The 21,238-nt window shown below is 71.1% G+C and carries 13 protein-coding genes; 8 read left to right on the forward strand and 5 right to left on the reverse strand.

Annotated features, from left to right (window positions below):
• Positions 1–9: 9 nt before the first annotated feature.
• Both pgl and zwf read right to left on the reverse strand, forming a co-directional pair.
• On the reverse strand, positions 10–681 hold the full coding sequence (gene pgl, locus K8640_RS05105; protein WP_223746039.1) for a 6-phosphogluconolactonase: 672 nt from the start codon (positions 679–681) through the stop codon (positions 10–12).
• Positions 678–2,219 carry a glucose-6-phosphate dehydrogenase gene (gene zwf / locus K8640_RS05110; RefSeq protein ID WP_223746040.1) on the reverse strand — a complete coding sequence of 514 codons (1,542 nt, stop codon included), beginning with the start codon at positions 2,217–2,219 and terminating at the stop codon, positions 678–680. The genes pgl and zwf overlap by 4 nt, the downstream gene beginning before the upstream one ends.
• A gap of 497 nt (positions 2,220–2,716) precedes the next feature.
• Here zwf and K8640_RS05115 point away from each other — a divergent pair, with 497 nt between their 5' ends.
• From K8640_RS05115 to K8640_RS05125, 3 genes are all read left to right on the forward strand, one after another.
• Entirely contained in the window at positions 2,717–3,442 is a 726-nt protein-coding gene (locus tag K8640_RS05115) for a lysophospholipid acyltransferase family protein (protein ID WP_223746041.1), read from the forward strand.
• Between the two features lie 7 nt (positions 3,443–3,449).
• A complete protein-coding gene (locus tag K8640_RS05120; protein WP_223746042.1) occupies positions 3,450–5,333 on the forward strand; it encodes a hypothetical protein in 1,884 nt (627 codons plus the stop codon).
• Positions 5,334–5,462: 129 nt separating this feature from the next.
• Positions 5,463–8,213 carry a PQQ-dependent sugar dehydrogenase gene (locus K8640_RS05125; protein ID WP_223746043.1) on the forward strand — a complete coding sequence of 917 codons (2,751 nt, stop codon included), beginning with the start codon at positions 5,463–5,465 and terminating at the stop codon, positions 8,211–8,213.
• Here K8640_RS05125 and K8640_RS05130 read toward each other — a convergent pair.
• Complete coding sequence (locus K8640_RS05130) at positions 8,204–8,842, reverse strand: hypothetical protein (RefSeq protein ID WP_223746044.1); 639 nt, start codon at positions 8,840–8,842, stop codon at positions 8,204–8,206. The genes K8640_RS05125 and K8640_RS05130 overlap by 10 nt on opposite strands.
• A 236-nt stretch (positions 8,843–9,078) precedes the next feature.
• Here K8640_RS05130 and K8640_RS05135 point away from each other — a divergent pair, with 236 nt between their 5' ends.
• The 4 genes from K8640_RS05135 to K8640_RS05150 are packed head-to-tail and all read left to right on the forward strand — an operon-like array spanning position 9,079 to position 15,758.
• Positions 9,079–10,323 (forward strand): exonuclease SbcCD subunit D C-terminal domain-containing protein, encoded by a 1,245-nt coding sequence (locus tag K8640_RS05135; protein ID WP_223746045.1) that lies wholly within the window; start codon positions 9,079–9,081, stop codon positions 10,321–10,323.
• A complete protein-coding gene (locus K8640_RS05140) occupies positions 10,320–14,150 on the forward strand; it encodes an AAA family ATPase (RefSeq protein WP_223746046.1) in 3,831 nt (1,276 codons plus the stop codon). Before K8640_RS05135 ends, K8640_RS05140 begins: the two co-directional genes overlap by 4 nt.
• A gap of 37 nt (positions 14,151–14,187) precedes the next feature.
• Complete coding sequence (locus K8640_RS05145; protein ID WP_141331874.1) at positions 14,188–14,946, forward strand: hypothetical protein; 759 nt, start codon at positions 14,188–14,190, stop codon at positions 14,944–14,946.
• Positions 14,946–15,758, forward strand: a complete 813-nt coding sequence (locus tag K8640_RS05150; RefSeq protein ID WP_223746047.1) for a hypothetical protein — start codon at positions 14,946–14,948, stop codon at positions 15,756–15,758. Before K8640_RS05145 ends, K8640_RS05150 begins: the two co-directional genes overlap by 1 nt.
• A gap of 15 nt (positions 15,759–15,773) precedes the next feature.
• On the opposite strand, the gene K8640_RS05155 is transcribed toward K8640_RS05150, so the two are convergent.
• Both K8640_RS05155 and K8640_RS05160 read right to left on the reverse strand, forming a co-directional pair.
• Positions 15,774–16,706, reverse strand: coding sequence for a serine/threonine-protein kinase (locus tag K8640_RS05155; RefSeq protein ID WP_223746048.1), 933 nt, complete (start codon positions 16,704–16,706; stop codon positions 15,774–15,776).
• Between the two features lie 3 nt (positions 16,707–16,709).
• Complete coding sequence (locus K8640_RS05160; protein WP_223746049.1) at positions 16,710–17,507, reverse strand: TIGR02266 family protein; 798 nt, start codon at positions 17,505–17,507, stop codon at positions 16,710–16,712.
• A gap of 219 nt (positions 17,508–17,726) precedes the next feature.
• Here K8640_RS05160 and cglD point away from each other — a divergent pair, with 219 nt between their 5' ends.
• Positions 17,727–21,119 carry an adventurous gliding motility lipoprotein CglD gene (cglD, locus tag K8640_RS05165; protein ID WP_223746468.1) on the forward strand — a complete coding sequence of 1,131 codons (3,393 nt, stop codon included), beginning with the start codon at positions 17,727–17,729 and terminating at the stop codon, positions 21,117–21,119.
• The last annotated feature ends 119 nt before the right edge of the window (positions 21,120–21,238 follow it).

The raw sequence follows: 21,238 nt of genomic DNA on the forward strand, positions 1-21,238 counted from the left end.
AAGGCCCGCTCACCGTCCCGCGGCGGCGGTGTCCATCATCCACTGCGCATTCGTCACCCGGGCCGCCGGCAGCGCGGAATCCCGCCCGAGCGCCCGCTGCACCGTCTTTCGCTTCCCCGCGCCCGCCACCAGTATCAGCACCGCGTTCGCCGCCAACAGCGTCGGCATCGTGAGCGTCATCCGCCAGGGCGGCGGCTTGGGGCCCACGACGGACAACACGCGCCGGCTCTGCTCCTCCAGCGCCGGGTGGCCGGGAAAGAGGCTGGCCGTATGCCCGTCCTCCCCCATGCCGAGCAGCACCACGTCCAGCACATCGGGCAGGCGCGCCTCGTAGTCCTTCGCCGCGGCCTCGCGGTCCTCGCGCTCGCCCTCCATGCGGAACACCTGCGAGGGCGACAGCCGCAGCGGCCCCACCAGCGACTCCTCCACCAGGTGGTAGTTGCTGTCCGGATGGTCCGGCGGCACGAAGCGCTCGTCCACGAAGTACAGGTCCACCCGCTCCCACGGCAGCGTCAGCCGCGACAGCTCGCGGTACGCCGGCGCCGGGGTGCTGCCACCGGACAGGGCCAGGCTCGCCCGCCGCTTCATCGCCAGCGAGGTCTGCAGCGCGCGGCCCATCCACTCCGCGGCCTCGCGGGCCAGCAACTCCGGGGGCACGACGCGCGGAGGCAGGGCGCTCATAGGAGCGTCCACCGGCGGCCGTCGCGGGCCAGCAGCGCGGAGGCGGCCTGCGGCCCGATGCTCCCGGTCGCGTAGGGGTGCAGTGTCCCGCCCTCGCCGGACTCGAGCGCCTGGAGGATGGGCGTCACGTACGCCCAGGCCTGCTCCACGCTGTCCTGCCGGGCGAAGAGCGTGGCGTTGCCGCGCATGCAGTCGAGCAGCAGCCGCTCGTATGCCTCCGGCACCGGCTTGTTGAAGCTCTCCGCGTAGTTGAAGTCCATGGTGACGCCCGCGATGTTCACGTCCTCACCGGGCACCTTGGATTCGAAGGAGAGGGCGATGCCCTCCTGCGGCTGGATGCGCAGCGTGAGCACGTTGGGCTGCAGGCGCTGGCAGGTGGCGCCCTCGCCGGAGAACAGGCCGATGGGCACCGAGCGGAAGTGGATGGACACCTCCGTCAGCCGCTTCTTCAACCCCTTGCCGGCGCGCAGGTAGAAGGGCACGCCCTCCCACCGCCACGAGTCGACGCTCAGCTTCATGGCCACATACGTGGGCGTGCGCGAGTCGGGCTTCACGCCCTTCTCCCCCAGGTAGCCCTCGTACTGTCCGGCGACCACGGAGCGCGACACCTCCTTGCCCTCCACCGGACGCAGCGCGCGGAACACCTTGTTCTTCTCGTCGCGGATGTCCTCCGCGCCGAAGGACACCGGCGGCTCCATGGCGCACAGCGCGAGCACCTGGAGCAGGTGGTTCTGCACCATGTCCCGGATGACGCCCGTCTCGTCGTAGAAGCCGCCGCGGCCCTCCACGCCAATCTGCTCGGCCGCCGTGATTTCGACGTGGTCGATGTGGTTGCGGTTCCACAGCGGCTCGAAGATGGCGTTGGCGAAGCGGAAGACCAGGATGTTCTGGACGGTCTCCTTGCCCAGGTAGTGGTCGATGCGGAAGATCTGCTTCTCGTCGAGCACCGCGGCCAGCTCGCGGTTGAGCTCGCGAGCGGTCTCCAAGTCCCGTCCGAAGGGCTTCTCGATGATGAGCCTGTGCCAGGGCGTCTGGTGGGGGCGCTCCTCGCGCTTGAGCAGCCCCGCCTCGGCGAGCCCGTGGAGGATCTGGGGGAAGGTGGAGGCGGGCGTGGCCAGGTAGTAGAGCTGGTTTCCCTGGGTGCCCTGCTGCTGGGACACCTGCTCCAGCTTCTCGCGCAGGCGGGCGAAGGCGGCCGGGTCGTCATAGGCGCCGGAGACACCCTCCAGGCGCGGGGCGAACTTCTGCCACGTGGCCTCGTCGAGCGGCTGGGTGCGCGCGAACTTCTTCAGGCCCTCCTTCACGTGCTGACGGAAGGCGTCGTTGTCCAGGGTGGAGCGGCTGAAGGCGACGACGGAGAAGTGGTCCGGCAGGAGGTTGGCGCGCGCCAGCTCGAAGAGGGCGGGGAACAGCTTGCGCTGCGCCAGGTCCCCTGTCGCGCCGAACAGCACCACCGTGCAGGGGTCCGGTCTCGTTGCCCTGAGCAGCGGGTCTCCCTCTCGGGGATGCGTCTCGATGTGCAGGCCCTGCGCGTCCATTCCGCTGCCTCCTCGATGTGACTGCCGTGGGCGGCCACCTTACGCCCCCCTCGTCGCCTCGCGGCAAGCCAGAGTGCGCGCAGTGACGTGCGCGTGACGTCTGGAGCGTTCGAAAGCGCTCCCCAGGGGCCTGCTCTAACAGTCGGAGGGCACCCTCGCCATGGCTGTTATCCTCGCGCCGCCATTGCCTGTGCTTCGGCCCAGGCAGGAGTTGTCGGGCTTGGGCGGAGTGATGCGCGTGCACGCTTGCGGCCCGGGACGGATGACGCCGCCTCCAGCCGACGGCGGACCCGGTCCTCCGCGAGGAGGCCTGTCCGAGTCCCGGGTGCTGCGCGGAGGCCTGGTCGGGATATCGTCGTCCCTCGCCGGCTGGCTGCCCGCCTGTCGGAGGGTCATCCCATGCGCTGGAGGTCCCTGCTGTATGTGCCAGCCGGGTCGCGCTATGTCGGTGAGCCGATGCGCCCCCGTTCCGAGCACGCACCCATGAGCCCTCCGCGATGAAGTACGTCATCACCGTCTGGTTCTGGCTCGTCTTCCTGACCACCGCGCCCATCCTCTTCACGCTGGGGGCGCTGCTGCTCCTGGTCACCTATCCGGTCGACAAGGACCGCCGGATGCTGCACTGGCTCGTGTGTCACTGGTGCCATGGGCTGTGGCTGCACGTGTCGCCGTTCTGGCGCACGCGCTTCGAGGGCAAGGAGCTGTTGCCCTCCGGGCCCTGCGTCATCGTGGTCAATCACCAGTCCGCCATGGACATCCTGGCGGTCATGGGGCTGTACCACCCGTACAAGTTCGTGGCGAAGGCGTCGCTGTTCTCGCTGCCGCTGGTGGGCTGGATGATGACGCTGCTCGCGTACGTGCCCATCGTCCGCGGCTCGTCGCAGGCGATGCATCAGCTCCTGGACCCGTGCCGGCGCTGGCTGCGCCGAGGCATGCCCGTGCTCATCTTCCCCGAGGGCACGTACGCGAAGGGTGGCCAGCGTCTGCCCTTCAAGCGCGGCGCGTTCCAGCTCGCGGTGGAGGAGCACGTGCCCGTGGTGCCCGTCGTGGTGGAGGGCACCACGGAGCTGCTCGAGGGCGACGGCCCGTGGCTGAATGCCCGCGCCTCCATGCGCGTGCGCGTCCTGCCGCCGCTGCCGCCCGAGTCGCTGGGACAGGACCCGGTGGAGCTGGCGGAGCGGGTGCGCGGGCTGTACGAGCGCACGCTGTCCGCCAACGGCTGAGCCGCGCATGGGCTGGGTGCTCTGGGCGTTGGAGACGTCATGGGCGGTGGCCGCCGCGTGGGCCCTGTCCGCGGCGCTCCTGCGTGAGCGCTCCACGCTGGAGCGCTGGATGGCCGCGCTCCTCTTCGGCACCGCGAGCGTCCTCACCAGCGTGCAGGCGCTGGGGCTCGTGGGGCAGCTCGGTCGACTCCAGCTGGCCCTGGTGGGCTTCGCGCTCCACGGCGGGATGCTCGGCTGGAGCGTGCGGAGGGTGGGGCTCGCGGAGCTGCGCTCTCGGCTCGTGTCGGATGTGACGGCGCCGGTGCGGCTGTGGCGTGACATCCTCGCGCGTCAGGAGCTGGCCGCGTGGGCGCTGTTGCCGGCGGCGTGCGCGCTCATCGTCTCCGGCTCCATCGCGTGGCACTTCCCCAACTGGGCCTGGGACGTCGTCTGGTACCACACGCCGAAGACGAGCTACGCGGTGCAGACGGGCCGCATCACCTGGGTGGACACGTCGGTCTGGTACGTCAACGGCTACCCCGAGCTGACCGAGCTGCTCTCCGTCTGGCACGTGCTGCTGCCTCATCACTCTCGACTGGAGGACCTGGCGCAGCTCCCCTTCGGCCTGCTGGGCGCGCTCACCGTGGCCGCGTTCTGTCGTCGCGCGAGCGCCAGCCCCGCGCTGTCCGCGTCGCTGGGCGCGATGTGGCTGGCCCTGCCCGCGGTGGCCCTCCAGCTCCACACCACGCACGCGGACGTCGTCGCGGGCGCGCTGTTCATCACGGCCTTCTACTTCCTCACCGAGCGCGACTGGAGCCCCACCGCTCGCACGCTGACGCTGCTGGCGCTCGGCCTGTACGCGGGCACCAAGGTGACGGGGCTCTTCCACCTCGCGCTCGTGTCGCCGCTGCTGCTCGTCAGGGGCGCGCTCGTGCTGCGCGCGGCGAAGGGGGCGCGAGGGCGGGTGCTGGGGCAGACGGGGCTCGCGCTGCTCCTGCTCTTGTGGATGGGGGCGCCCACGTACGTGGAGAACTCGGTCCGCACGGGCAACCCCTTCTGGCCCGCGCGCATGAAGGTGCTCGGGCATGAGCTCGAGGGGCCCATCGGCGCGGAGGAGATCGCGGGCCCTCCCGCCTTCTTCGGCGCGCCCGGCGCCTTCGAGCGCATGGTGCGCAGCTGGACCGCGCCGGAGGGCATGTACTGGCCGGACGTGCGCGAGCGCGCCTTCGGCTGGCTCTTCCCGTACCTCCTGCTGCCCGCGCTCCTGTGGGTGAGCGCCACGGCGGTGTTCAGTCGGGAGCGACTGTCGCGGCTCGCGCTGCCGTTGCTCGCGGGCCTGTCCGTGCTGGTGCCCGCGGCGTGGTGGGGGCGCTTCACGCTGGGGCTGCCCGCGGCGGGGCTCGTCGCCTTCGCGGTGCTGCACCGTCAGGTGGGGACGCGCTACCTCCAGGTCCTCTTGTCCGCGCTCGCGGCGTTCCTCTGCGTGGCGTCCTATGCGAAGGCCTCGGTGGGGTATCAGGTGCTGCCCACGATGGGGCGCCGCGCGGACCCGTCCCTGCGCGACGAGGACCGGGTGCGCATGCGCATGGGCTGGCTGTGGACGCCGGAGGCGGCGCGCCTGCGTGAGCGGGAGCTGCGGCCCGGTGACGTGGTGGCGTACGACAGCGCCACGTCGTTCCTCGGTGAGTACTGGACGTGGGATTTGCGCAACCGCGTCGAGTACGTGAATCACGAGGGGAACGACGGGGTGTATCTCGACCGACTGCGCGCGCTGTCGCCGCGCTGGGTGAGTGTGCGCAAGCACAGCCCCGCCGAGCGCCTGCTGCTCTCGCGCGCCCGCGCTTTCGAGAGACTGTTCGACTGTCCGTTGAGCTCGGCCGTCATGTATCGCGTCACCGGGACCGACTGGTAGGTGGATGGCACCGCCCGGGGTTGGATGGCACAGCCTCGCTGAAAGGATTCGGTGGGGCGGAGTGCTCGGGTGTCCTGCGTCTGGATGACCGAGCAGGGCTGCACGACGTGTGCGGTATCTTCCCGTCACATGCGCCAACTCGTCCCCCTGCTCCTGCTCCTGGCGGCGCCCGTCTGGGCCGCGGTCCCCTCGGGTTTCGTCGAGACTGTCTACACCTCCAATGATTTGAGTCAGGCGACGGGGATGGCGTGGGCGCCGGATGGCTCGGGCCGCCTGTTCATCACCCTCAAGAACGGTCCCATCCGGGTCGTCTCGCTGAAGGACGGCCTCCCGGAGACGCAGCCGGGGAACACCACGCTGGTGACGCGCCTGTTCGCGACGGAGCCCGCGGTCCATACCAACAGCGAGTGCGGTGTCATCGGCATCGCGTTCGACCCGAACTACGTGGCCAACCGCTACGTCTATGTCTTCGTCACCGTGTCCGCGACGGAGCAGCAGATCGTCCGCTACACGGACGTCAACGGCGTGGGCACGGCGCGCACGGTGATTGTCTCGCGGCTGCCGACCCGTGGAGAGAACCACGATGGCGGCGGCATCGGCTTCGGTCCGGACGGCAAGCTGTACTTCGCGATTGGTGACCTGGGCAACGGCACGGGCGTGGACGCGGACCTGACGTCGCTGGCGGCGAAGGTGGGCCGGGCGAACCGTGACGGCACGCCGGTCAACGACAACCCGTTCAACGATGGCGTCGGTCCGAACAACGAGTACATCTGGGCGCGCGGCTTCCGCAATCCGTTCACGCTGACGTTCCAGCCGAGCACCGGCCAGCTGTGGGTCAACGTGGTGGGCACCGGCTACGAGCAGACCTTCGTGGTGCCCCGGCGCGGGCACGCCGGCTACAACGACTACGAGAACAACCAGCCGGCCGGCAACGACTACATCACCCCGGTCATCAAGTACCGCACCAACGGCTTCGACACCCGCACCCTCACGGCCACCGGGGCCGCGCGCGCGGGCGGCGTCACCACCTTCACCACCACGGGCAATCACGGCTTCCGCAAGGGCGAGAAGCTCACGCTCGAAGGGGTGGGCGATGCCTCGTTCAACGGGGACTTCTACGTCGCGAGCGTCCCCAGCGTGACCACTGTGACTGTCGCGCAGTCGGGCCTGCCGGATGCCACGAGTGGCGGCGGCACCGCGAAGACCCAGCGGCTGGGCGGCTGCATGAACGGCGGCGTGTTCTACGACGCCACGCTCTTTGCGCCGGAGTACCGCGGCAACTACTTCTTCGGCGACTACAACGAATCCACCTTCATGCGCGCCACGCTGGCCCAGGACAACACCGTGGCGACGGTGGACCTCTGGGGGACCAGCTTCACGTCGTACGTGGATGCCTCGGTGGGGCCGGACGGCGCGCTGTACACCATCGGTGTCTCGGGTGGGCGTCTGCGCCGCATCGTCCCCACCACCACGGGTCAGCGCCTGGTGGTGACGAACCTGTACCCGCGCGTGATGGAGGGTGGGAAGGCGACGTTCACGGTGGGCCTGGCGGAGGCTCCCACGACGTCCGTGGTGGTCGACGTGTTCCGCGCGCCGGGTGGCAGCTCGGACCTGCGCGTGTCCGGCGTGGCGACGTTCACCTTCACGCCGCGGGACTGGAGCACGCCTCGCGTGGTGACGATTGACGCCCTGGAGGACGCGGACAACGAGGTGGACACCGCCACCTTCACCGTGGCGTCGAGCGGCCTGACGTCCGAGTCCGTGCGGGCGACCACCATCGAGGACAACTCCGCGCAGCTGGTGCTCTCCTCGAGCAACGTCGCGGTCCCCGAGGCCGGCACGGCCACGTTCGACGTGTCGCTGACGCGCCAGCCCTCGCGCACCGTCACCGTCACCGTCAGCCGCGCCTCGGGCGATGCGGACCTCACCGTGGAGTCGGGGGGCTCGCTCATCTTCAACGCGAGCAACTGGAACGCGCCCCAGACGGTGACGCTGCGGGCCGCCGCCGACGCGGACAACCAGGACGGCGTCGCGCTCTTCTCGGTGGTGGGCTCGGGGTTGGACGCGCGCACCGTGACGGCGACGGAGGTGGACGACGAGGACCTGGCCCCCATCATCACCTCCACCGCGCCGACACAGGCCGTGGTGGGCAATGTGTATCGCTATGACGTGGAGGCGAGGGCCCGGCCCGCGGCGACGTACTCGCTCACCACCGCGCCGACGGGCATGTCCATCGACGCGGCCACCGGCCTCATCACCTGGACGCCCACCGCGGTGTCGACCACGGGCGAGGCCGTCACCGTGCGCGTGGCCAACAACGTGGCGCCCGAGGCGACGCAGTCCTTCACCGTCACCGTGAAGCAGGACGACGCGCCCGTCGCCGTCCTCACGCGTCCCACCGCGGACGAGCGTGTGTCCGGCGCGGGCGCCGAGTTCTACGGTGACTGCCAGGATGATGTGGGCTGCACGCGCGCGGAGTTCTTCGTGGATGGTGTGCAGCGCTACGTCGACGAGCGCACGGACAACCACTTCCACTTCGGCGGCGAGCACAACCGCTGGGACACGACGGAGCTTTCGCCCGGGGGACACCTGGTGCGCTTCGCCGTGGTGGACACCTCGGGACAGCGGCACCAGGTCGAGGTGAAGGTGTGCGTGGGCGAGGGCGACTGCACGCTGGTCCCGCAGCAGGAGCCCGACGCGGGCTCACAGCCGGATGCGGGGACGGGGCTGGACGGAGGCACGGGCTCCGATGGCGGGATGAGCCCGCCGGACTCGGATGAGGACAGTGGCTGCTCGTGCGGCAGCGCGCCGGTGGGCTCGCTGGCGTGGGCCGCGCTGACGGCGCTGGCGCTGATGCGCCGCAGGCGTCGTCAGGACTGAGCGCGTCGTCGCGAGTGCGGTGGGAGCGCTTGCCCGGTGGACAGATGCAGGGCGTCCGCCAGGGCGAGCGCGGGCGCGACGAGGGCCTCGAGGTCCTCAGGAGAGGTGGGCACGCCCTCCTTCGCCACCTCCAGCATCCCCGCGATGATGCAGAGGCGGTGGTAGTGCCGGTGGGCGCGCAGCAGGGGCTCGCGCAGGGACGGTGTCAGGAGCAGCTCCCGGGTCCTGGGGGAGAGGTCGCGCAGGTTCAGGGCCGCGTCCAGCGCCGCGTCGCCCACCTCCTCGTCCACCTTGCCGAAGAGCTTGAGGAACTTGTCGCCGACGGTCTCCGTCTCGAGCTGGAGTTCCTGGGGCAGGGCGTCGGTCAGCTCCAGGCGCAGCACCGTGACGAAGCGGGCGCCCTTGCCGGTGCCGTGCTTCTCGGTGAGCAGGGAGAGCTGCTGCTCGCGGTAGAGCCCCTGCACCTCGAGGACGTCACTGGCCTGGCTGAAGGTCCAGCCCTGACGGGTGGCGAAGATGCGCCAGGCCTGCCGCTGCTGGCGCTTCTCCCGGGCTCCCAGGACGATGATGCCGAGGGCGATGAGCACCATCAGCGCGAGCATGAGGTACGGGGCGTGCTCGGAGGACATGGCGCGAAGCATCTCCGTCCGGGACCTGGCGGGCCAGTCTCCCCAGCGGGTTCTTCCGTGTCTTCCAGACTCGCGGGGCCGGGTGGCTCGGCAACCCCCTGGAATTGCAGCGGCCTGGGCACATGTCAGAGGGAGCGTGTAAGGGAGCAGGCGCCCGGCGCTTGGAGCGGATGGCTTCCCTGAAGGAGGCTGCCGGCCAGCCCGAGTGCCGTGGGGTGAGGGAGGGTGAACGCGGGATGCGCTTGCTGCACACGTCGGACTGGCATCTGGGACACACGCTGTACGACGTCTCGCGCGAGGCGGAGCACGGCGCGTTCCTGGAGTGGCTGCTGGACACGCTGGAGGCCCAGGCGGTGGACGCGCTGCTGGTGGCCGGCGACATCTTCGACACCGCCAACCCCAGCGCCGAGGCTCAGGCCGCGTGGTACCAGTTCATCGCGAAGGCGCGCCGGCGGCTGCCCCGGCTGGACGTGGTGGTCATCGGTGGCAACCACGACTCGGCCGCGCGCCTGGATGCGCCGGACCCGCTGTTCGCGGCGTTGGGCGTGAAGGTGGTGGGTGGGCTGCCGCGCGCGGGTGGGGTCTTGGATTTGGAGCGGCTGCTGGTGCCGGTGCACGACGCGAAGGGGCACGTGGGCGCGTGGGTGGCGGCGGTGCCGTACCTGAGGCCCTCGGACCTGCCGCCGGTGCGCGAGGAGGTCGGGGACAGGCTCGTGGCGGGGGTGAGGGCGGTGTACGAGGAGGTGCTGGAGGCGGCGCGGCTCCGGCGTCGGCCGGGGCAGGCGCTGGTGGCCATGGGGCACTGCTACATGACGGGCTCGGAGCTGTCGGAGCTCAGCGAGCGGAAGATTCTCGGCGGCAATCAGCACGCGCTGCCCGTGGAGCTGTTCCCCGAGGACGTCGCGTACGCGGCGCTGGGGCACCTGCACAAGGCGCAGCGCGTGGGTGGGCGCGAGGGCGTTCGCTACAGCGGCTCCCCGCTGCCCTTGTCGCTGTCGGAGGCGAACTATCGCCATCAGGTGTTGGTGGTGGATTTGAAGGACGGGGTGCTGGAGGGCGTGGAGCCGGTGCCGGTGCCGCGTCGGGCGGAGATGGTGCGGGTGCCCGCGCGGGACGCGGCGACGCTCGAGGAGGTGGTGGGGTTGCTGGAGGCGCTGCCGGCGATGGAGGAGGGCGTGCCGGACTGGCGGCGTCCCTACCTGGAGGTGTGCGTCTCGTTGCCCCGGCCCGAGCCGGCGCTGCGCCTGAAGGTGGAGAAGGCGCTCGAGGGACGCGCGGCGCGGCTGGTGAAGCTGACGCCCGCGTACACGGGGACAGGGGGCGCGCTGGCGGAGGCGCGGCCGGGGCTGTCGCTCCGTGAGCGCACGCCGGAGGACGTGTTCCGGGCGCGGTATGCGCGTGACTACGAGGAGCCTCCCACGGAGGGGTTGTTGGAGGCGTTCCACACGCTGCTGACGCAGGTGCAGGAGGACGCGTCATGAAGGTCCTCGGCATCCGGGGCAGCAACCTGACGAGCTTCGCGGGGAACTTCGAGCTGGAGCTGGACCGGCCTCCGCTCGACCGGCTGGGGCTGTTCGCGATTACAGGTGCGACGGGGGCGGGCAAGAGCACGCTCCTGGATGCGCTGTGTCTGGCGTTGTTCGACCGGACGCCGAGGTTGGGGGGACGGGGCGGCGTGCCGGTGGGGCGCGCGGACGAGGAGGAGGAGGCGCGGCTGTCGGCGTACGACGTGCGCGGCATGTTGCGGCGGGGCGCGGCCGAGGGCTTCGCGGAGGTGGACTTCCAGGGGAAGGACGGCAAGCGCTACCGGGCGCGGTGGAACGTGTGGCGGGCGCGCGGGCGGGCGGAGGGCCGGTTCCGGCCGCAGGAGATGAGCCTGACGGAGGTGGCCTCGGGGCAGCAGTTCGGCCGCACCAAAAGCGAGGTGCTGGTGGCCATCCAGGAGCGGCTGGGGCTGTCGTTCGACCAGTTCCGCCGCTCGGCGTTGCTCGCGCAGGGAGAGTTCGCGGCCTTCTTGAAGGCGGACGCGAGCGAGCGCGCGGAGCTGCTGGAGCGGATGACGGGCACGGAGGTGTACAGCCGGCTGTCCATCCGCGCGCACGAGAAGAACAAGGCGGAGCAGGAGGCGCTGGCGAAGCGGGAGCAGGGGCTGGCGGCGATTGTGCTGATGGAGGCACAGGAGCGCGGGGCGGCGGAGGAGCGGCTCGTCGACGAGGCGCGCGCGCGGGCGGAGGTGGAGACGCGGCTCCAGCAGGCGGAAGGCGCGGCGGCGTGGCATGCGGAGCGCTCGGCGTTGGTGCGGGCGTTTCGAGAGGCGGAGGAGAAGGAGGTCCGGGCGGCGCAGGCGCTGGAGGCGGCGGCGCCACGGGCGAGGAAGCTGGAGGAGGTGCGCGCGGCGGAGTCGTTCCGGGAGGTGGTGACGGCGGCGGAGGTCGCGGGGCGGCGATGGGAGGACGCGGAGGCGGCTCGACGAGCGCGCGCGGAGGAGGTGGAGGCGGCGAGGGCTCGGGCCTTCCAGGCGGTGGGGGTGTTGAAGGGGGCGGAGGAGGCGCGGGCGGCGGCTCGGACGGCGCAGGAGGAGGCGACTCCGGCGTTGGAGGAGGCGGCGGCGCTGGATGCGCGGTGCGAGGCGGCGGCGCGCGACGCGGACGAGGCGCGGGTGCGGGCGAAGGCGTCGCGGGAGGAGGAGGCGAAGGCGCGGGGGACGTTGGAGCAGGTCGCGGCGAGGGAGGAGGAGGCGCGGGCGAAGGGGGAAGCGGCGCGGGCGTGGTTGGTGGAGAAGGCCCACTGGGAGGCGTTGGCGAAGGAGTGGCCGCGCTGGCAGCGGGAGCTGGAGCGGTACGAGGTGGCGCTGGGGGAGGGGAGCGCGGCGCGGACGCAGGTGGAGACGCAGCGCGCGGAGGTGGAGCGGCTGCGGGAGTCCACGCGACTGAGGACGCGGGAGCGGGACGCGGCGGCGGAGGCCGAGGCGCGGGCGCAGGCGGCGGCGACGCATGCCGAGGCCGCGTTGGGAGAGGGCACGGCGGTGGAGCGGCGCGTGCTGCGCGAGTCGCTGCTGGCGAGGCGGGAGGCGCTGCGGGCGCTGGAGTCGGCGCGACAGGGTTTGTGCTCGGCGGAGTCGGAGGCTCGACGGGCGGAGCAGGAGACGGTGGCGGCGCGTGGGGAGGTGGAGGTCGCGGCGGTGGAGGTGCGTCGGGCGGCGGAGCGTCGGCTGGAGGGTGACGCGGCGCTGAAGGAGGCGCGGCGGGCGCTGTCGGTGGCGCAGGCCACGCAGGGCCATGCGGCGCAGCGGGCGCTCTTGCGCGAGGGCGAGGCGTGTCCGCTGTGTGGTGCGACGGAGCATCCGTATCGGCACGAGCTGCCGGCGCTCGACGGGTTGGTGGCGCAGTCAGCCGCGCGCGTGGAGACGCTGGAGGCCGAGCAGGCCGAGTGCTCGCGAGCGGAGGTTGCGGCGAGCGCGAAGCAGGCCGAGGCGCGAGCGCGGATGTCCCAGTCCGAGTCGCGGCGTGACAGCGCGAAGGCCCAGTGCGCGGAGCACGGCGCGGCCTGGGGGCGCGGTCGTGAGCAGTGGCGGCGAGTTGAGCCATTGCGCGACGGGTCTCCGGTTGAAGGCTCGTCGTCCACCGAGCCGTCCGGCGCGGCGATGCCTCCGGAGGCAGGCGCCTCGGTCGAGGCCGGGACCTGGCTGGAGTCCACGGTCGCGCGAGTCCAGGCGCGGCTCGCTGCATTGAAGTCGGAGGAGGAGGCCGCGGAAGGCCTGGAGCGCGCGGCGCGCGAGGCCCGCGCGGCGCTCGAGACGCAGCGCTCCCGCCGCGAGGTCGCCGTCGATGCGCTTCGCCGCGCGGAAGAAGCCTTCACGCGAGCGGAGAGCGCGCTGCGTGAGGGATTGGCGCGAGTCGAGGCCGCCGACGTGGTGGTGCGTCAGGTGCTCGCGGACGTGGGGCCCATCTTCGCGTCCGACGTGGGGTGGGAAGCGAAGCTGGAGGCGGCGCCCGCGGACTTCCGTCAGAAGTGCGGCAAGCGCGTCTCCATGTGGAAGGAGCGGGAGAAGCTCGTCGAGGATGCGAAGTCCCTCGAGAAGCAGGAGCAGGAGCAGCGGGCGCGCGCGCAGGGACAGCTGGAGGCGAGCACCCGGCGCGCCGAGGACGACGCGGCCCGGGCGGCGCTCAAGGAACAGGCGCGCGCGGACGCGACCCGGGCCCGCGCGGCGCTGCTCGGCGGCCGTCCGACGCAGGGGGTCCGCGCGGAGCTGCGAGCGAAGCTGGACGCCGCCATGGCCGCATACGAGCAGGCGCGGGTGGCGGCCGAGTCCTCACGACAGGCGGAGAGCGTCACCCTGGCGCGCCTGGAGGACGCCGTGCGCGGCCTCGCGAGCGCACTGGAAGCGCGCGAGGCCGCGCGGATGGAACTCGAGCGGAGGCTGTCGGCGCAGGGCCTCTCGCTGGACGTGGTGAAGGCGCTGCTCGCGCACGACGCGGCCTGGTGTGAGGCGGAGGCCCGGGCGCTGTCGGTGCTTCGCGAGGCGCAGGCCCAGGCCCGCGCGGTGCGCGACGAGCGGCGGGAGCGTCACACGGCCCACGAGCAGGGTGGACCGCCGAGCCTGTCGGAGGAGGAGGCCTCCGCGGCGCGGGCGCAGCTGCGCGACGACGTGGAGGTCCGTCGTCGGGCGGAGGCGATGTTGCGCGCGAAGCTGGAGGCGGACGACGCGGCGCGGGCGCGTCACGGCAGCGAGGCGCAGGCGCTGGCGGAGCTGCGGCGGGCGGGTGAGGTGTGGAAGGTGTTGGGAGACCTCATCGGCTCGCATGACGGCAAGCGCTTCAAGGTCTTCGCGCAGAGCCTGACGCTGGACGCGTTGTTGCTCCACGCCAACGCGCATCTTCAGGAGCTGGCGCGACGGTATCGCCTGATGCGGGTACCGGGGCACGACCTGGACCTGCAGGTGGTGGACGGGGACATGGGCGACGAGGTGCGCGGCGTGGCGAGCCTGTCTGGAGGCGAGAGCTTCCTCGTGTCACTGGCGCTCGCGTTGGGGCTGGCCTCCCTGTCGTCGGAGACGACGCAGGTGGAGACGCTCTTCATCGACGAGGGCTTCGGGACGTTGGACCCGGAGACGCTGGAGGTGGCGCTGGCGACGTTGGACGCGCTCCAGGCGACGGGCCGACAGGTGGGCATCATCTCCCACGTCTCGGGGCTGGCCGAGCGCATCGGCGTCCAGGTGCGCGTGGTGAAGCAGGGCGGCGGCCGCAGCCGACTGGTGGTGGAGGGCGACCTGGGGATTCCGTTCGCCGAGGTGCGCCGACTCGCGTGAGTCCTGGTGGTGGGCTGTTTCCATGGGGGTGGGGCAGATGCGCGAGTCGAAAGACCTCCTCGGGGATGCCGGCGTCGAGGTGTGCTTCGAGACCGTCACGGGCGGCATGCATGTCGCCCATGTCGAAGTGGAGCACACCAGCGGGGCGGACTATTTCAAGGACCCGCTCGGCCGTCCCTGGGTGCGCAAGGTCGACATGGGCTGGCAGGAACTGCTGGCGGAGCTCGTCGGCTGGTACCTGGGCAACGCGCTGGGGGTTCCGCAGCCTCACGGGGCTTTCTTCAAGGGCCCGGGCGCCGAGGTAGGGTGGCTCAGCGCGCTGATTTCCTCGCCGCTGCACTGGAATGGTGCGCACGCGCACTTCGTCAAGAACCTGGAAGGACTCGGGGCCATGCTCACGCTCGATGCGCTCATCCACAACCATGACCGCCATGCGAAGAACATCCTCCTGACCTCGATGGGGGATGAGCTGGACGTCTGGGCGTGGGCCATCGACGCTGGGGCTTCGCTGGTGGGCTATCCCCAGGACTTCTCCGATGCGGGCCTGTCGATTCCAGAAAAGCCCAATCTGGCCCGGGGCCTTCCTGTAGGGCTGCTGGAGGTTGGCGCCTACAAGGCCGCGAAGAGGGCAGCCGAGCTGGCGGGCTCCGTCATGTTGCGGCAATGCGTCCAGCAAAGCTGCATGCTTGTCGGGGAGTCGGGCAGCGACCTACTGTTCTCGGCGCTCTCCAGGCGCATGGAGCAGGCCACACAGCTCGTCGAGCGCTACATCCAGGTGGTTGGAGCAATCCGGTGATGACTCGCATCCGTCTCGTACATTACGTGCCGGACCCCTTCTCGGGGGCGAAGGTCACCATTGGTGCGCTCGTGGAGAGCGGAGCCCGGGTGGAGTTCGCGCGCTCCCCGTGGCTGCCCGCGCCCGGCTGTATCGGCGGACGCAAGTCGCACTTCGCAATGCTGGCCATCCTCGATGCGCTGGCCAGCCCCACGCGCTTCGACCTCCCCTCGGGAGAGGTCAGCCCGCTGGCCCGGCTCGGAGAGGAGCTTCTGCTGCCCCAGGAGGTGACGAATCCTCGCGCCTGGGTGGAGAAGCATCTGCTCCCCCAGAAGCCCGCGAACGAGGCTGATGCCCGCGAGACCGTGCCACGAGGACCTCACCGGGACACGCTGGGGCAACGCTTCCTCGAGCAGTGGCAGGTGGGCCAGTTCGTCCAGCGGCGCTACTCACCCAGCCTCCTGCCGAGTACGCATGCGAAAGCGGCCCAGGAGATTTCGCAGTTCGTCGAGGGGCGACAGGAACTGCTGTTGATGGAGCCCATCGTCGGGACTCGCTCGCAGCTCGAAGAGGACCTGCGAGACATCAGCCAGGAGTTCCTCGCCTTCCGCGAGCTGTTCCGGAGCGCGAACCTGGACAAGCGCCCCCTGTTCATCGCCTACGTGATGACGCGAGGCCATCAGGCCGCTGTCGGCGCCGCGGAGCTGGTGCTGTCGAAGGCCGCGGACTGGGTCATCAACGTGGATGACGCCGCCCAGCGTGAGCGCTTCCTCAAGCGAATCGTCGACGTGGGACGCTCGGGGACGCCACAGGGAACGCTGCCCTTGCAGTAACCGGGCGTTGAGCCCTCAAGCCCCCGGGCCCATGAGGCCGCGCACCACGGCGGCCACGGCCAGGGGCGTGGCCACGCGGTCATCCGTCAGCGAGGACAGCGCCCGCGCGAACTGCTCCGCGGAGCCGAAGCGCTGCGCGGGGTGGGGCGCCAGCGCCCGGTCCAACACCAACGCGAGCGCGTCCGACACCTCCGGCACATGCAGCCGCACGGGCTTCACCCGCGCGCCCCGGATGGCGGACTCCACTTCCTCTCCTGGCCCGGAGGGGAAGGGCGACTCCAACGACAAGAGCTCGTACAGCAACACCGCCGTGGCCCACAGGTCCACCGCCACGGACACCTCGCCCGCGAGCAGCTCCGGCGAGCGGTAGTGCTGCTTGCCCAGCCGCCGGGCGTCCAGCGTCATCCCCGCCCGCGAGCGCGCCACGCCGAAGTCCGCCAGCTTCACCTCACCGGTCCGCGACAGCAGCACGTTGTGCGGCGACACGTCACAGTGCACCACGCCCAGCGGACGCCCCGTGGTGCTCGTCGCCTGGTGCGCATGCGCCAGCGCCTCCAACACCTGCCGGACGATGAGCACCGAGATGTCGATGGGCAGCTCGATGCGCCGCTTGCGGCACTGCGCCAGCACCCGCCCCAGGTCCGGCCCCTCCACCAGCTCCAGCGCCAGATAGCCGCCGTCGCGAAGCTCCCCGTACTCGACGAAGCCGACGATGTGCGGATGGCGCAGGCACCTGGCCAGCTCCGCCTCATGGAGCAGCTGCTCGTGCGCCTCGTCGTCATGCGCGCGCTCGGGACGCACGCGCTTGAGGGCCACCTGCTCCCCCGCGCGCGGCCCCTCCTTCACCCGCGCCAGGAACACCTCCGCCATCCCGCCGCGCCCCAGGCGCGACAGCAGCTCGAAGCGACCACAGTCGCGCGGCCAGTGCTCTTCTCCCCCCACGTCCATGCCCTATCCCGCCCCACCCACCAGGCTCGCCAGATAGCCGTCGAGCGTCCGCGAGAAGGTGGCGTCGTCACTCAGGAACGCCAGTCCCACGCCGCCGTTGTACGGGTCATCCACCACGTGCACCACCACCGCCTCGCCCTGCAGGTGCTCGCCGTTGGGCAACGTCACGTCCACCGTGACGACGCTGTCGGGAGGAGGCCGGTGCGCGGTGCGCACGAACAACCCGCCGTTGGAGATGTTGAGCGCGTGCTCGCGCACGAAGTCCAGCTCCGTGCGGAACGCCAGCTCCAGCCGCACCGCGAAGCGCCGTCCCCGCCGCTGCGGGCTGCCCGGCGGCGCCGCGGGCACCTTGCGCGGGTCCTCCTCCGACTCCGGCGTCGCGACGGGCGCGGGCGCGGGGGGCGTCGCGGGCTCCGCGGCGGGCTCCGGCCGCGGAGCCAGCGCGCTCACGTGCTGCGCCAGCGTGCGCGCCGCCAGGGCGCGCTCGTCGCCTCCGAACGTGCGCCCCTTCGCGAAGGTGGTGTTGCGGAACGCATCCCGCTCCGCCTTGGGCAGACGCCACAACTCCACGAACGTCCCGCCGCTCTTCTTCACCTCATCCGCGAGCTGCTCGACGGACGCGCGCGGATAGCCCGGCGCTTCCACCTTCAGCTCCACGCCGGCCTGTTCGGCCTGCATCGCCACCACGAGCTGCATCGATTGCGCGGTAGGCAACAGCTTGCCCAAGCCCTCCACCACCGCCGCCGCGAGCTCGGGCGAGGCCCTTCCATTCCACAACGCCGCGAGACCGAAGACAGGCACGAAAGAGACGATAACCGACGCCTCCCAGGGCGCGAACACTGTTCGCAAACAGTCACGCGGCAATCCGTCCATGACGGTGAACAGAGAGCATACGAAGAGCGACGGTAAACTCGTACGCAGGGGAATAGACGCTGACCCGAGGGCCCGACTCTTCATAGACTTCGGATTCCCCCTGGCTCATCCAATACCCCCCCGGAGTCAGGGCCCTGGAGTCGAATGATGCGCAAGCCCCTCACCCGGCTCATCGCCTGCGTGCTCGTGTCAGCTTCGTTGCTGGCCGGCTGCGGTGGATCTGACCCCGACCCCAACCCTCCCGACAACACAGACGATGGCGGGACGAACAACCCGGACAGTGGCACGGATGCGGGCCCGCCGCCGCCGGAGGACGCGGGCGTCGAGCCGGACCCGGACCCGGACCCGGGTCGTGTTCCCACGGATGTGAACGACACGAAGAACCCGACCAAGGACTCCGACTGCGACGGCCTGACGGACGCGGAGGAGTTCGCCAACGTCTATCCCGGTGGGTTGAAGACGGACCCGGGCCTGCGTGACACCGACGGCGACGGAATCCGTGACGGCGTCGAGGTCGGCCGCACCAGCAGCATTGATCCGAACTGCTCCTTCCGCGCGGACCTGGACCCGGACTCGCGCACCTCCCCCGTGAAGGCGGACACGGACGGCGACGGAATCCCGGACGGTCTGGAGGACACCAACCGCAATGGTCGCCGCGACCCGGGTGAGACGGACCCCAACGCCATCGACTCGGACGGCGACGGCATCCCCGACGGCGTGGAGGACGCGAACAAGAGCGGCACGGTGAGCCCCGGAGAGACGGACCCGCGCAAGCGCGACACCGACGGCGACGGCCTGCAGGACGGGTTGGAAATCCAGATGGGCACCGACCCGCTCAAGCCCGACACGGACGGCGACTCGTGCGCGGACGGCGACGAGGACCGCAACCGCAACGGCGTGGTGGACCCCGGTGAGACGGACCCGAAGGTGCGCGACTGCGCCGCCTCCATCCCCGACGCGGACTTCGACGGCATCCCGGACTCGGTGGAGATCGCCACCGGCACGGACCCGAACAAGGCGGACACGGACGGTGACGGCCTGCCGGACGGCGTCGAGGACGAGAACAAGAACGGCAAGGTGGACGCGAACGAGACCGACCCGCGCCTGACGGACACGGACTGCGACGGTCTGCAGGACGGCCCGGGCCGCGACGGCTTCCTCGGCGAGGACGCCAACGGCAACGGCAAGGTGGACGGCAACGAGACCGACCCCACCAACCCGGACACGGACGGCGACGGTCTGCGCGACGGCCTGGAGCGCGGCGTGACGACGGCCAACGCGCCCCGCAAGGACTGCGGCTACTCCGGCGACGCGCAGCCCTCCAGCACGACGAACCCGAACAACCCCGACTCGGACGGTGACGGCATCGCCGACGGCGCCGAGGACGCGAACCAGAACGGCCAGGTGGACCCGGGCGAGCTGGACCCGAACAACCCGGCGGACGGCGCGCCCAACACCCCCGCGGGCCAGGCGTGCCGCGCGTCGAACCTGCGCCCGGTGACCTTCAAGGAGGAGAACGGCGCGGACATCCGGCTCGCGCTGCCGGCCACCTTCAAGGACGCCAACCTCACCAACATCACCGTGGCGGGCTCCACGGTGGGCGTCATCGGCTGGGACGATACCCGGCAGGTGACGGTGATTGCGTACAAGCGCGGCCAGGCGGGCGGCTCCACCACGCCCACGGGCGACGAGGCCGCCATCCGGGGCGCGTCGTTCAACACCGCGGCGCGCGAGGTCTCCCAGACGTTCACCACCTGGGACGGCTACGCCGCGCTGTCGGCGCGCTACACCCTGGCGGGCACGCAGGACCTGAAGGCCCTCACCAACACGCTGGTGCGCTCGATGGTGCCCAACAGCACCGGCTCGCTCGCGGGCACGGCGGGCATCACCGGTCCGTTCACCCTGCAGGGCCAGTACGTCCACCGCTCCAACGACAGCGTGCTGGTGGTGCTCGCCATCACCCCCACGTCCCGCTACAACGAGGCCGGTAGCCTGTTCGCCCTGACGGACACGGCGGGCGGCTCGTCGCTGGCGCAGTTCGGTGACGCGGACGCGGTGCAGTGCGAGCTGTTCAGCACGCGCGCGGCGGTGGTGGACTTCCTGTTCGTGGTGGATGACTCCGGCTCCATGCGCGACTCGCAGCAGTCGCTGGCCGACGCGGCCACCGCCGTGGCGAACAAGCTGTCCAACTCCACGTTGGACTGGCGCCTGGCGATGGTCACCACCAGCTACACCTCCACGGCCAGCAACCACGCCAACCGCAATGTCGTGCGCGGCTTCACCACGAACATGAACCAGTTCCGCGCCTGGCTGACGAGCGACAGCACGTGCAGCGGGGGGCAGTGCTCCGGGGTCACCATCCCGGCTGGCACGCCTGCCACGACGTGCTCGAACAACCAGGGCTGCTGGGTGAACGTGGAGGGCTGGGGGAGCGAGAAGCCGATGGACGCGGCCCGGGCCGCGCTCAACGGCCCGCTCGCGCCGGACGGGACGTCGTCCCCGTCCAAGGTTCGCCCCGGCGCGAAGGTGGTGGTCGTCATCCTGACGGACACGCATGACTACTCGACGGATTCCATCGCCATCTTCGAGCAGTACTTCAAGGGCACGGGCACCACGGCGGCCACGAGGAACCCGCTGGGGCAGGTCATCCAGGTCCACGGCATCATCTGCCCGCCGGAGCTGGCCACCAACGACACGTCCACCTGGTGCCACCCGCAGGAGGACCCGCGCAACCCGAAGCACCTGGACATCATCCAGGCGACGGGCGGCGTGGTGGGCTCCATCCGCAACGCGGGCTCCATCACCACGACCATCAACGGCATCGTGGACAGCGTCATCGCGTCGGTGGGTCACCGCACGCAGCAGCCGCCCATCGGCGCCTCGGTGAAGGTGTCCGTGGGCGCGGTGGCCAACCCCACCACGTGCCCCACGCCGGCGGACCTGCCGCGCAGCCGCACCCACGGCTTCGACGTGGACGGCATCAACCGCACGCTGTCGTTCTTCGGTGGCTGCCGCCCGCAGGCGGACAACACCCAGGCCGCGGTCTCCTACCGCTACTGGAGCGACCGCACGACGAACCCCAACGGCGTGCCGCCCCCGTGCCGCAATGACCCGTACTACGACGCGACCGAGGCCGACTACTGCGACGGCAAGCTGTCGTGCAACCGCACCACGGACAAGTGCGAGTGCCCGTCGGACTGCGGTGGTGGCGGCGCCTCGGGCCAGGTCTGCAACACGGACCCGGCGGTGTGCTCCTTCACGTGCGCGCCGGACTGCGGTGGCACGTGCGGCACCTACGAGTCGTGCAACACGGCGACGTGCAGCTGCTCGTGCGTCCAGACGGCCACGTGCGCGGCGGGCTACAAGTTCGACCCGAACGTGTGCGCCTGCGCGTGTGACACGACGACGCTGAACTGCGGCCCCACCGCGCAGCCGGACGCGGCGTCCTGCTCGTGCGCCTGCAAGCCGGACTGCGGCGGCTGCCCGTCGAACACGGTGTGCAACCCCAGCCTCTGCGCCTGCGAGGGCGTCATCGGCTGATGCAGCCCCTCCGCGCGTCGGCCCCTCGTCGTGAGGCAGGGGCCGGCGTGGGAGGTGGCCCGCTCCCGGGGTGACTCGGGAGCGGGTCGAAGCAAGTACCGCGGCCCCGGAGGCTCACC

Source organism: Myxococcus sp. XM-1-1-1 (genome assembly GCF_020037095.1).
Lineage (GTDB): Bacteria > Myxococcota > Myxococcia > Myxococcales > Myxococcaceae > Myxococcus > Myxococcus fulvus.